The organism is Patiriisocius sp. Uisw_047 (genome assembly GCF_047730165.1).
Lineage (GTDB): Bacteria > Bacteroidota > Bacteroidia > Flavobacteriales > Flavobacteriaceae > Patiriisocius.
Genome location: NZ_CP159834.1, coordinates 187,871 through 201,232 on the forward strand (window position 1 = coordinate 187,871; position 13,362 = coordinate 201,232).

A 13,362-nucleotide genomic window follows, 5' to 3' on the forward strand; every position below is an offset into this window, starting at 1 on the left:
CTTACTTATCGATTTCTCCAGAAAAATGGGGTAAGTAAAATTAATACGGTAAACAGCTCAAGCCTTCCTATAAGCATTAAAAAGCAGGCCCACCATTTTGCCAAGACGGGCAGACTTCCATAAGTATCTACAGGCCCAAGATTACCTAAAGCGGGCCCTACATTTCCTAAACTAGATGCGGCGCCACCGAGCGCTGTCCTAAAGTCGAGTCCTAACCAAGAAAACACAAGTACCCCCACAATAAAGGAAAGCATATATAGAATAAAGAAGCCTAATATATTATACACGATGGGCGCTTGTACCGCTTTGTTATTATATCTAACTGGTAAAATAGCATTAGGATGCAGGGTTCTTTTAAATTCTAAAACCCCATTTTTAATCATTATTAAATGACGTACAATTTTTATTCCTCCAGAAGTAGATCCAGAAGAAGCCCCCAAAAACATTAAGCCAAAGAAAAATATGGTTAAAAACGGAGCCCACATCGTATAATCTGCAGTCACAAATCCTGTGGTGGTCACAACGGCTAGCACCTGAAATAAACCGTGCCGTACAGCACTTTCAAACTCGCCATACACTAAGGGATGCACAATACTTGATGCTTGCACATCTGCATAAGCATAGATAAACAAGGCTGCAACAACTGTAAGAGCTATGACTCCATAGAGATACACTCTAAACTCTTCATCCATAAATATTCTGGAGAACTTGCGCTTAAATGCAAAATAACTTAAGACAAAGTTGGTCCCAGCAAGAAACATAAATACAATGATAATGTATTGTATTAAAGGAGAATCATTCCAGTAGGCAATGCTGTTATTCTTAGTAGAAAAACCACCCGTACTCAACGTACTTAGGGAGTGATTTATCGCATCAAAAAAGCTCATACCCGCTACTTGTAATAAGATCGTTTCTGCAATGGTGTACCCTACATAGATTAGCCATAAACGTTTTGCAGTATCTGTAATTCTAGGATGCAGCTTGTCTCCTCCTGGCCCAGGTGCTTCCGCAGCAAAGAGCTGCATCCCTCCTATTCCTAATAAAGGTAAAATGGCAATGGCGAGCACAATAATACCCATCCCTCCTATCCAGTGTGTGATGCTACGCCAAAAGAGAATGCCTTTCGGTAAGCTTTCTACATCAGACAAGATACTCGCACCTGTGGTGGTATACCCACTTATCGTTTCAAAAAAGATGTTTGTAAATCCATCTATCGCTCCAGTAAAGACATAGGGTAAGGTCCCTGCAAGCGACATAAAGATCCAGCCAAAAGTGACAATAATGTATCCTTCCCTTTTCTGTATTTCTTTGCGGTGGTTTTTTGAGAGTAGCATAGTAATACCTCCCAATAGAATAGTAACAATCCCGGCGAGTAACATTTGAAACCCTACCCCATCTTGATAGGCAAAACTTACAATGGTTGCAATTAACATGAAGCCACCGTTCACTGCAAAGAGCAGTCCCATAATATGTATGATGATCCGGTAATTAAGGTTACGAATATGACGGCGCATTACACAAAAAGTTTTTCCACCTTCGCTATAGATTGCGGCAAGCAACATACGACAATGCGATCTCCGCAAGCGATTTTAAAGTCTCCCAATGGGATAAAGCCTTCACCTTCACGCACTATTCCGCCAATGATTGCAGACCTAGGAATATCGATTTCTTTGATGATTTCATTACACACCGCCGCATTTTCTTTTACTTCAAACTCTAACAACTCTGCGTTCATATTATTTAGCTTGGTCATTGCAACCACCTCTCCTTTACGGATGTATCTAAAAATATTATTTGCTGCCAGTAATTTTTTGTTAATCAAGGTATCAATCCCAATAGAGTGAGAGAGTTGATAATAATCCATATTCTCTACTAGGGCAATTGCCTTTTTTACTCCTTTAGATTTTGCCACCAAGCAAGACATGATATTTGTTTCGCTATTTCCTGTGACCGCAATAAAGGCATCCATTTCTTGAATAGATTCTTCTTGAAGCAACTCGACATTTCTACCATCGCCATTTATGACCAGACAATTAGGAACATCATCTGCTATCTCAAATGCTTTTTCTGCATTGCTTTCTATGAGCTTTACATTAAACTTATTCCCACATAGATTGCTTGCTGTTTGATATCCTATTTTACTTCCACCAAGAATCATCACATTTTTTATGTCGTGCCGTACTTTTCCGGTAAGCTTATAGATTTCATCTACACCCGCCTTCGTTGTCATAAAATATACTTGATCTCCCTCCTTAAATTTAGTATCACCGCGAGGGATAAGCGTGTATTGCGTACCAAAGCGTTGTATCGCAATAGGAATAAACTCAAGGTGAGGAAAGATACTTGCCGCTTCATGAACCGTTTTACCAACAAAATCTGCGGTACGTGAAAGGCTCAACCCTATCATCGTTAAGGCACCATCTTCAAACTCGTAGGTATCATTAAAGGCACTCTGATTAAGGAGTAGTCCAATTTCAGCAGAGGCTAACGCTTCTGGAGAGATGAGCTCATCGATACCAAATTTTTCAAACCCAACCTCATCTTTATGTTCTAAAAACTCCGTATTCGATATTCTTGCAACCGTACGTTTTGCTCCTAATTGCTTAGAAAGCACGCATACAGTAATGTTTGTAGTTTCAGAAGAAGTTACGGCGATGACTAAGTCCGTCTGGTCTATTTGAGCATCTCGCAGCACAGCAATAGAGGTTGCGTCTCCTTTGATCACACGTATATCAAGATGTGTCTCGGCATTCGCCAGACTAGATCTTTTAGAATCTATTAAGGTAATATCTTGAGACTCAAAAGAAAGCAGCTTTGCTAAGTGAAATCCTACTTCGCCTGCTCCAGCAATGATTATCTTCATAACGTTTGTTACAACATAAGAATTAAGAAGGCAAAGGTACAAATTACCCCGTATGCTTTAATGGTATTTGCCTTTAATTTAGCTAGGAGACGTTTTAGTAAAAAAAATAAACGCTTGTATCGTGGCTCTTGAGCCGTAACTGGTTAGTCATGGAAATAAATAATAAATTGAAATTACAAACCCTTGTGTACGTGCAACTATTCTCTAAAAAGTACGTAATTTTGCAGCCGAAATGAAAAAAGAAAATCCTATAACACCGTACAAAGATCACCAAGGATCTAAAAAAGAACAAGTAGAAGAAATGTTTGACAACATCTCTGGCAACTACGATGGTCTTAACCGTGTCATCTCTATGGGTATTGATCAAAAATGGAGAAGAAAAGTAATCGATATGATTACAGAAAATCGGCCTTCTTCTTATCTTGATATTGCCACAGGGACGGGCGATCTCGCCTTACAATTTGCGGAGCGTTTACCATCAACAAAAATTGTAGGTCTCGACTTATCTGAAGGGATGCTCTCTATGGCAAGAAAAAAACTAATAGGCACTCCCTTAGAAAAACAAATAGATTTTATTAAAGGCGATAGTGAAGCACTGCCTTTTGATGATAATAGCTTTGAAGCGATTACGGTTTCTTTTGGGATTCGTAATTTTCAAAATTTAGAAAAGGGTTTAGCCGAAATTTTAAGGGTTTTAACCCCAGGAGGAATTTTTGTCATTCTGGAAACCTCAGTACCTACTAAGTTTCCATTTAAGCAAGGCTATTTTGTATATTCTAAAGCGGTCTTGCCGTTAATAGGAAAACTGTTTTCAAAAGACAAGGTAGCGTATCGTTACTTAAGTCAGAGCGCCTCTGTTTTCCCTTTTGGAGAAAAGCTCAACAATATTTTACGGAAAATAGGGTTTAAAGAAGTGCAATACAAACCGCAAACGCTAGGAGTAGCTACTATTTATAGTGCTACCAAATAATATATGAAAAGGTACTTATTCATTTTTGCATTCGCCATTTTAGCTCAGAGCGCTAATGCTCAGTTATTTAGCAAAGAACGTGTCACTAATCTAGAAACGTTTGACAAGAAACTTCTTACTTGGGGTTATTTTCTTGGTTTCAATACGTATGATTTTAATTTTGACTATGAGCAAGACTTAGGCCCAGAAACAGATGTTGTTGTAAACAGCACAGGAGGTTTTAATGTAGGTCTTATAGGTGATTTGCGTATTAATAAATATGTCAATCTAAGACTAGAACCAGGCCTTTACTTTACGCAGCGGGATCTCTTGTATCGTCAATTTGAAGAAGAAAACGACCGCTTACGTTCGCTGCAATCCACCTATATTCACGTGCCTTTATTAGTGAAGTTTTCTACAAAAAGAATCAATAATTTTAAGCCATTTATCGTGGGAGGAGTTTCTACTTCTTTAAATCTATCTAGCAATCAAGACAATCCAGAAGATAATGGTGAAGGTCAGTTTAGAATGAAAAAAAACACTTCCTATTTTGAGCTTGGTTTTGGGATAGACTTTTATCTTTTCTACTTTAAGTTTACACCATCTATTCGTGGCGTATTTGCCACAAGTGATGAGCTCGTTAGAGATGAAAATCCAAATAGTGCTTACACAAGTAACATTGCAAAAATGGGATCGCGAGGGCTTTTTGTTAATTTTACTTTCCAGTAGGGCGCATTGCCTCACTTAGTAAAATTGCAGCAGCGGTTGCCACATTAAGACTTTCCGTTTTTTGAGAAGCACCGTATTGCGGGATCGTAATTTTATGCGTCAAGAGCCCTATTATTTTTTCTGAAATACCATTACCCTCATTACCTACCACCAGATAACAATCCTCTTCTATTTTTTCTGAATACACAGAGCTCCCTTCTAAAACCCCGCCATAAATAGGCAGCATAGTTGTAGAAAGTTTTTGCTCAATATCTCCATATTGTATGGAGAGTCTCGCTAGAGAACCCATCGTGGCCTGCACCACTTTTGGGTTAAAACAGTCTACCGTATCTGTGGAGCAAACAAGTTGAGATACCCCAAACCAATCACACAATCTTATAATGGTCCCGAGATTTCCCGGATCTTGAATTCCATCCAGCACAAGGCATATTCCTTTGTTTTCATTAGCTTTCTGCTTCGGAAATTTAAACACGGCAAGAGACGTATTTGGGTTGGTAAGATTGCTTATTTTTTTTAATTCTTGGGGAGTAATCTGGTGATAAACCGAGGTTTCATTCTTTACTATTTCTGAAGTAAAATGCAGCTGCATCTCAAGACCTTCTGCGATGAACTCTGCAATCACTTTTGGCCCTTCAGCAATAAAAAAACCATGCTGGTCACGGTACTTTTTTTTAGAAAGACTCGTTATTAATTTTAATTGACTTTTACTTATCAAAATTAGCTTATTTTTGCTAGTACCATACTGGATATGGCAAATTAAAGTCCACAAACCGTATTGCGCGCAGACCTTACAAAAATATCATTAATTCTCTTAACTGCACTATTTCTTTATGGTTGTAATGCTGTAAAACGGGTTCCAGACGGCAAATACCTCCTCACTGAAAATGTAATCAATGTAGATGGAGAAGAAGTTACAGCGTTTGGAGTATTGAGCCAACTTGCACAAAAACCAAATCCAACAATTCCGATTATCAATTATCCATTAGGACTTCACATATACAATATAGCAGAGCCTAATCCAGATTCTACGTTCCAAGATTGGTTGTACCGTAAACCAAATAGAAAGGAAAATCTAGTAAAATTCTTGTCAGAAAAACAAGTAATAAAACTAGACTCTAGCAAAATAGGAATTAATAATTGGCTAAAAGAAACTGGAGATGCCCCGACGATAATCTCTGAAGTGAGAACCAAGAAATCGTTGGAACGCTTAAAAAGGTACTATTCCAGCTTTGGCTATTTTAACACGAAGGCAACAGCAACAGTAGTTCCTATTGAAAAGAAAGAAAAAAGAGCAGCTATTAATTATCAAGTACAGCGCTTTAAACCCTATATCGTAGGCTCTATACAAGCCGATATCACTTCGCCAGTGATTGACTCTTTATTTAAAAAAACTAGATCACAAACTTTTTTAAAAAGCGGAGTACAGTACAGCGCGAACGATTTTAATAATGAGCGGGATCGATTAACTATTGAGTTTAGAAACTCTGGAGTATATCACTTTGACCAGGAGTACATCACATTTGAAGGAGACACTGTAAAAACTGAGCACAAGGCAAACATGAAGTATATCATTCCAGATAGAAAGATTGAAGAAGGCGATAGTACACGCACTGCCCCTTTTGAGATTTACTCAGTTAATAAAGTAAGGATTGTGACAGACTTCACCTTTGACAATAAAGACAAAACAGTTTTTCAAGATTCTGCTAAATATAAAGGGTACGAACTCTACAGCTATGACGATTTAAAGTTTAAACCTAAGGCGATTGCAGACGCCGTCTCTATACAGCCAAATGCTATCTTTAAAGACATAGACCGTACACTAACCTATAACCAGATTAGTGACCTTAAGATTTTTAAATACCCCAACATTAGCTATCAAGAAGACCCAAAAGATAGTACGGGCACTGGATTAATAGCGACCCTATTATTAACACCAAGAGAAAAATACACCTTAGGTGCAGACTTTGACACCTATACGTCCGCTATCCAGCAAATAGGTATAGGAGGTAGTGGGAGTATGTTTATCAGGAACATTTTTAAAGGTGCAGAAACATTAGAGATTAGCGCTAGAGGAAGCCTAGGTTCTTCAAATGACGTGGCAGAAAACAGCAATTTTTTTAACATTTTTGAATTTGGTGGAGATGTTAAACTATCCTTCCCTCGTATTTTATCTCCTTTTAAAACAGATAAGGTAATCCCTAAATATATGTCACCCAGTACTAATGTAAGTGCGGGTTTTAGTTCTCAAAAAAACATTGGGCTAGATAGGCAGACCTTTAATGGAGTTTATAATTATAGCTGGAAACCCTCAAAAGCGCGTAAGTACCGTCTAGACTTTTTTAATGTTCAGTTTGTGAGAAACGTGAATCCTGATAATTACTTTAACGTCTATCGCAGTTCGTTTCAACGATTAAACGAGATTGCACAAGAGGTAAACTATGACTTTATTGACAATGGCGCAAACCCCCAGTTGGTCCTTCCAGCAGATGGAACTGGGTTTAATGAGGCAGATTTTTTCACGACAGGTGTGCTTACAGGTACGCTGGATAACCTTGCACTCACTCCAGATCTTTTTAGCGAAATCTTAAGCATCCGCGAACGTCAAGAACGACTTACAGAGAACAATCTTATTTTTGCATCAAATTTTACTTTTCTAAGAGACACACGTAGCAATCTTTTTGACAAAGACTTTACCCGTCTTCGTGTAAAACTAGAAAGTGCCGGCGGGATCTTATCCCTACTTTCTAAAGGCGCAAATCTAGCTACCAATACAGCTGGACAGAAAGAAATATTCGGGGTAGCTTTTTCACAGTACGGAAAGATAGAAACAGAAATCACTAGACACTGGGAACTCCCTAATGGTAGTGTCGTGGCAACAAGGGCATTTGCCGGGATTGCAATCCCTTATGGTAATAGCAACAGTATTCCTTTTACCCGTAGTTATTTTGCCGGTGGAGCAAATGACAATAGAGGGTGGCGTCCTTATGATCTAGGACCAGGAAGTAGCGGAAGCATTTTAGATTTTAATGAAGCCAACTTTAAAGTCGCACTAAATGCAGAATATCGCTTTACTATCTTAGGCGCGTTTAAAGGAGTGTTTTTTATAGATGCAGGAAACATCTGGAATATCTATGACGATCTGGATACTTCAGAATTTAAATTTGATGGAATAAAAGACTTCAAAGAGCTCGCCATCGCAACAGGAACAGGGGTTCGATATGATTTTGGATTCTTTGTGTTTAGACTAGACTTAGGCTTTAAAACACACGATCCTGCTTTGTCAGAAGGGGAGCGCTGGTTTAAAAACTTTTCATTAAGAGAGTCCGTGTTAAACATTGGGATCAATTACCCATTTTAATTTGCTATTTTTGTCCCTAATTGTAACTAAACAAAGACAACCAACAATATGAGTCATTCCATCAAACCAGGAGTTGCCACAGGCAAGGAAATACAAGCAATACATACCTACGCAAAAGAAAAAGGCTTTGCTATGCCAGCAGTAAATGTTACGAGCTCAAGCACAGTAAATACTGTTATTGAAACAGCAGCAGAGCTTAACAGCCCTGTAATTGTACAATTCTCAAATGGAGGCTGTGTATTTATGGCTGGAAAAGGACTTGCAAACGACAACCACAAAGCAGCAATTGTTGGTGGAGTATCAGGAGCAAAACACGTACATATGATGGCGGAGGCTTATGGCGCAACCGTAATCCTACACACAGATCATTGTGCAAAAAAACTATTACCTTGGATCGACGGTTTACTTGACGCAGGTGAAAAATTTTATGCAGAAACTGGCAAACCATTGTACAGTTCGCATATGATTGACCTAAGCGAAGAGCCTATTGAAGAAAACATCGAAATTTGCAAATCATACCTTAAGCGTATGAGTAAAATGGGAATGACACTCGAGATAGAACTTGGGATTACAGGTGGTGAAGAAGATGGTGTAGATAATAGCGACGTAGATGTCTCAAAATTATATACGCAACCAGAAGAAGTAGCTTATGCCTATGAAGAGTTAATGAAGGTTAGTGATCAATTCACCATTGCTGCTGCCTTCGGAAATGTGCACGGCGTTTATAAGCCAGGAAACGTAAAACTAACTCCAAAGATTTTAAAAAACTCTCAGGAATACGTTCAGAAAAAATACAATACAGGAGAAAACCCAATAGACTTTGTGTTTCACGGAGGGAGTGGTTCTACTGTAGAAGAAATACGTGAAGCGATAGGATATGGTGTGATCAAGATGAACATTGACACAGATCTTCAATACGCCTACACAGAAGGCGCTAGAGATTACATCTTAAAATATCAAGATTATTTAGCGAAGCAAATAGGAAACCCTGATGGGGATGATATACCTAATAAAAAATATTACGACCCAAGAAAATGGCTGCGTGAAAGCGAACTAACATTCAAGGCTAGACTCACAAGAGCCTTTGAAGATCTTAACAACGTGAATACACTTTAACCGGATATATGCAACAAGATATCCCCGCAATCGAAGAAGATATGGCTTGGTTTAAAAGAACAAAAAAAGGAATTAATACTCCAACAGAAGAAAAAAAGGATGTACCTAAAGGCTTATGGTATAAATCTCCTACCGGGAAAGTAGTAGATGCAGAAGAGCTAGAAAAAAACTTTTATGTGAGTCCCGAAGATGGATACCACGTAAGAGTGGGAAGTCACGAGTATTTTTCAATACTTTTTGATGACAATAAGTTTGATGAGCTAGATGCAAATCTAACCTCTAAAGATCCAATGGGCTTTGTCGACACTAAAAAATACTCTGACAGACTTGAAGCGGCACAAAAAAACACAGGCCTAAAGGACGCTGTTAGAACCGCAGTAGGAAAATCTAATGGAGCAGATCTTGTGATCGCTTGTATGGACTTTCGCTTTATTGGTGGTTCTATGGGGAGTGTTGTAGGTGAGAAAATTGCCCGCGCAGCAGATCACGCACTTAAAAATAAAATTCCATTTTTATTAATTAGTAAATCCGGAGGTGCCCGTATGATGGAAGCAGCCTTATCGCTCATGCAACTTGCAAAAACGAGTGCGAAATTAGCTCAACTGGCAGATGCAGGAATTCCTTATATCTCTTTATGTACAGACCCAACCACAGGAGGAACAACGGCTTCTTTTGCGATGCTGGGTGATATTAACATAAGCGAGCCAGGAGCCTTAATAGGTTTTGCAGGACCAAGAGTTGTTAAAGACACGACAGGAAAAGATTTGCCAGAAGGTTTTCAAAGTGCAGAGTTTGTACTAGAACACGGTTTCTTAGATTTTATATCGCACCGTAAAGACATGAAACATAAGGTGAACTTATATCTTGATCTCGTCTTGAACAGGGCCTTAAGAGGGAAAACGGCTTAAGTTAATAAGCAGTTGCGGTAACAGTTCAGAGCACTTTACAATCTAAAATCCTTTTTATCTAAATGTTAGAAAGGATTTTTGTTTTCTTCAGAAAATATAATGAGATGAATATTTCAGAAAAAAGGTTGTAAGTATCACTATATCATAAGAAAATAGTATTTTTGCAGCCGAATTGTGATATACGTAATTCATACATAAAAATCATTAAAATAATATTAGCATGTATTTAGACCCAAAAGAAAAAGCAGCCATTTTCAAGAAACACGGAAAATCTGCAACAGACACAGGTTCTGCAGAAGGACAGATCGCTTTATTCACTTACAGAATTGAGCATTTAACTGGACATCTTAAAAAGAACCACAAAGATTATAACACAGAACGCTCTCTAGTAATGCTAGTAGGTAAGCGTCGTTCATTATTAGATTATCTAATGAAGAAAGATGTATTACGTTACAGAGCAATCGTTGCTGAACTTAATTTACGTAAATAATATTTCTAATAAAGGAGGCTAGCGCCTCCTTTATTATTTAGTACTACTCTATACTTGACTTGTTTTGAATTTAATTCAGAATCTGGAAAAAATAGCATTATCTCTGCTTCGGAAAAGAGAATAAATTAAAAACCGAAACGTTCATTAAATACCTAAAAGACTACCCTTAGTTTTTCATTGGTCCTAGTACCATTAGCTCATTGAAATTGCTTGTTTAAAATGTCCTTTTTGCGTTAAACTTCAAAATAAAATAGAACCATAGCGATGCTATGCTTAGATTTTCTTTTTCGCCTAAACACAAAAATTTTCATCTTCTACTATTGCAGTTCCAATAAACAAATGATACGCCACAACAACACAACAACACTTCAATTGAGAACCAATTGTTGACCAATTATTAATGTCTTTTCTTGTTGTCTATTATTGACAGCTTGAAAAGTCTCCCACTCTAGTTTACGCTGAGCGTAGTCGAAGTGAGGAGTAAAACTTAAGTTTTATGATACCTAAAGTATTTAGAGAGGTCATTGACCTTGGCGATGGTAGAGAAATTTCTATCGAGACCGGAAAATTAGCAAAACAAGCACACGGATCCGTAGTGGTTCAGTCTGGAAAATGTATGATGCTTTGTACTGTAGTTTCTAACTACGAGCAAAAAGATTTACCATTCTTACCACTCACAGTTGACTATCGTGAGAAATTTGCGGCAGCAGGACGTTACCCAGGTGGTTTCTTTAAAAGAGAAGCGAGACCTAGTGATGGTGAAGTATTGACAATGCGTTTGGTGGATCGTGTACTACGTCCATTATTCCCGAAAAATTACAGCGCAGAAACGCAAGTAATGATTCAATTAATGTCTCACGATGATGACGTTATGCCAGATGCAATGGCAGGTCTTGCCGCATCTGCAGCAATCCAATTATCAGATTTCCCTTTTGAATGCGCTATTTCTGAAGCAAGAGTAGGACGTATTGACGGAAAGTTTGTAATCAACCCTACTAGAGCACAACTTGAAGAGTCTGACATCGATATGATGATCGGTGCATCTTCTGATTCTGTAATGATGGTAGAAGGTGAAATGGACGAGATTTCTGAAGAAGAAATGATCGAAGCTATCAAGTTTGCACACGAAGCTATTAAACTTCAGATTGACGCACAACACCGTTTAGCTGATGCCTTTGGTAGAAAAAAAGTTCGTGACTATGAAGAAGCTCCTGATAATGAAGAGCTAGTGAAGAGAGTACACGACATGGCGTATGACAAAGTATATGCAGTTGCAAAAGCTGGATCTACGAAGCAAGAACGTACTGCCGCATTTGCTGATATTAAAGCAGAAGTAAAAGCATCATTCTCTGACGAAGAATTAGAAGAGTACGGTGGTTTAGTTTCTGACTATTACAGAAAAGCTGAAAAAGCTGCAGTTCGTGACCTTACGGTAAACGAAGGTTTACGTTTAGATGGTCGTAAGACTGATGAAGTACGTGACATCTGGTGTGAGATTGATTACTTACCATCTGTGCACGGTTCTGCTGTTTTCACACGTGGCGAAACGCAAGCACTAGCTACTGTAACTTTAGGAACTTCTAGAGATGCAAACAAAATAGATATGCCATCATTTGAAGGTGAAGAGAATTTCTACCTTCATTATAACTTCCCTCCTTTCTGTACAGGTGAAGCAAGACCTATACGTGGAACCTCTCGTAGAGAAGTTGGTCACGGTAACCTTGCACAACGTGGATTAAAAGGAATGGTACCAGCAGATTGTCCTTACACAGTACGTGTAGTGAGTGAAGTATTAGAATCTAATGGTTCTTCTTCTATGGCAACAGTATGTGCTGGAACAATGGCTATGATGGATGCAGGTATCCAAATGATCAAGCCAGTTTCTGGTATCGCAATGGGACTTATCTCTGACGCGTCTACTGGCAAGTACGCAGTACTTACCGATATCCTTGGTGATGAAGATTACTTAGGAGATATGGACTTTAAGGTAACCGGAACGGCAGATGGTATTACAGCTTGTCAGATGGATATTAAAGTAAAAGGATTAAGCTACGAGATTCTTGTTGCTGCATTAAAGCAAGCAAGAGATGGTCGTTTACATATTCTTGAAAAAATAATTGAAACAATCGCTACGCCACGTGAGGACGTAAAAGAATACGCTCCAAAAATGGTATCTGTTCGTATTCCTAATGAATTCATTGGTGCATTAATTGGACCAGGAGGAAAAGTGATACAAGAACTTCAAAAAGTAACTGGATGTACTATCGTAATAAACGAAGACCCAGTAACAGAAGAAGGAATTGTTGAAATCTTAGGAACAGGACAAGACGGAATTGACCAAGTATTAGCTAAAATTGATTCGATCACATTTAAGCCTACTGTAGGTTCTGCATACGAAGTAAAAGTAATCAAGATGTTAGATTTTGGCGCTGTTGTAGAGTATATGGAAGCTCCAGGAAACGAAGTATTATTACACGTATCTGAGCTCGCTTGGGAACGTACAGAAAACGTAAGCGACGTTGTGAAAATGGGCGATGTGTTTGATGTAAAATACTTTGGTCTTGACAAACGCACTCGCAAAGAGAAAGTATCTCGTAAGGCATTGCTAGAAAAGCCAGAAGGCTATGTAGCACCTGCACCAAGAGAACGTAGCAGTAGCGATCGTCGTCCACCACGAAGAGACGATAGAAAGAGAGATTAGTCCTAGCCTAAGCTCGTGCAACGAGTTGGTCTTTACTAGTATATAATTCAAAAGCACTTTTCCTTTAGGAGAAGTGCTTTTTTTATGCTTCGAAAACTTGATGAGTTTGAAATCTAACTATAAGTTAGAAAACTTATAAATCCCTAAAATAAAGGCCCTTATTTTTGTTAGGTCTTATTTTCCGCAGCTGTACTATCGTATACATCACCACAACTTTACACTGACAAAACGCTATACACTAACAAAAC

Annotated in this window: 10 protein-coding genes; 7 read left to right on the plus strand and 3 right to left on the minus strand. The window is 38.4% G+C overall.

Features of this window, described 5'->3' with window-relative positions; genetic code table 11:
• Positions 1-5: 5 nt before the first annotated feature.
• Complete coding sequence (locus ABXT71_RS00925; RefSeq protein ID WP_415371930.1) at positions 6-1,514, minus strand: TrkH family potassium uptake protein; 1,509 nt, start codon at positions 1,512-1,514, stop codon at positions 6-8.
• A complete protein-coding gene (gene trkA / locus ABXT71_RS00930; RefSeq protein WP_415371931.1) occupies positions 1,514-2,863 on the minus strand; it encodes a Trk system potassium transporter TrkA in 1,350 nt (449 codons plus the stop codon). Before trkA ends, ABXT71_RS00925 begins: the two co-directional genes overlap by 1 nt.
• A gap of 232 nt (positions 2,864-3,095) precedes the next feature.
• Between trkA and ubiE the strand changes: the two genes are divergently transcribed.
• Together ubiE and ABXT71_RS00940 are read left to right on the plus strand one after the other, a co-directional pair.
• Complete coding sequence (ubiE, locus tag ABXT71_RS00935) at positions 3,096-3,833, plus strand: bifunctional demethylmenaquinone methyltransferase/2-methoxy-6-polyprenyl-1,4-benzoquinol methylase UbiE (RefSeq protein ID WP_415371932.1); 738 nt, start codon at positions 3,096-3,098, stop codon at positions 3,831-3,833.
• Between the two features lie 3 nt (positions 3,834-3,836).
• Positions 3,837-4,541, plus strand: coding sequence for a porin family protein (locus tag ABXT71_RS00940; protein ID WP_415371933.1), 705 nt, complete (start codon positions 3,837-3,839; stop codon positions 4,539-4,541).
• On the opposite strand, the gene ABXT71_RS00945 is transcribed toward ABXT71_RS00940, so the two are convergent.
• On the minus strand, positions 4,528-5,256 hold the full coding sequence (locus ABXT71_RS00945) for a TrmH family RNA methyltransferase (RefSeq protein ID WP_415371934.1): 729 nt from the start codon (positions 5,254-5,256) through the stop codon (positions 4,528-4,530). The genes ABXT71_RS00940 and ABXT71_RS00945 overlap by 14 nt on opposite strands.
• 60 nt (positions 5,257-5,316) lie before the next feature.
• Here ABXT71_RS00945 and ABXT71_RS00950 point away from each other — a divergent pair, with 60 nt between their 5' ends.
• From ABXT71_RS00950 to ABXT71_RS00970, 5 genes are all read left to right on the plus strand, one after another.
• Positions 5,317-7,899 (plus strand): BamA/TamA family outer membrane protein, encoded by a 2,583-nt coding sequence (locus tag ABXT71_RS00950; RefSeq protein WP_415371935.1) that lies wholly within the window; start codon positions 5,317-5,319, stop codon positions 7,897-7,899.
• A 48-nt stretch (positions 7,900-7,947) separates the two neighbouring features.
• On the plus strand, positions 7,948-9,015 hold the full coding sequence (fbaA, locus tag ABXT71_RS00955; protein ID WP_415371936.1) for a class II fructose-bisphosphate aldolase: 1,068 nt from the start codon (positions 7,948-7,950) through the stop codon (positions 9,013-9,015).
• A gap of 41 nt (positions 9,016-9,056) precedes the next feature.
• On the plus strand, positions 9,057-9,923 hold the full coding sequence (accD, locus tag ABXT71_RS00960; protein ID WP_415373044.1) for an acetyl-CoA carboxylase, carboxyltransferase subunit beta: 867 nt from the start codon (positions 9,057-9,059) through the stop codon (positions 9,921-9,923).
• Between the two features lie 220 nt (positions 9,924-10,143).
• On the plus strand, positions 10,144-10,413 hold the full coding sequence (rpsO, locus tag ABXT71_RS00965) for a 30S ribosomal protein S15 (protein ID WP_415371937.1): 270 nt from the start codon (positions 10,144-10,146) through the stop codon (positions 10,411-10,413).
• Positions 10,414-10,909: 496 nt separating this feature from the next.
• Positions 10,910-13,114 (plus strand): polyribonucleotide nucleotidyltransferase, encoded by a 2,205-nt coding sequence (locus tag ABXT71_RS00970; RefSeq protein ID WP_415371938.1) that lies wholly within the window; start codon positions 10,910-10,912, stop codon positions 13,112-13,114.
• Positions 13,115-13,362 lie beyond the last annotated feature (248 nt).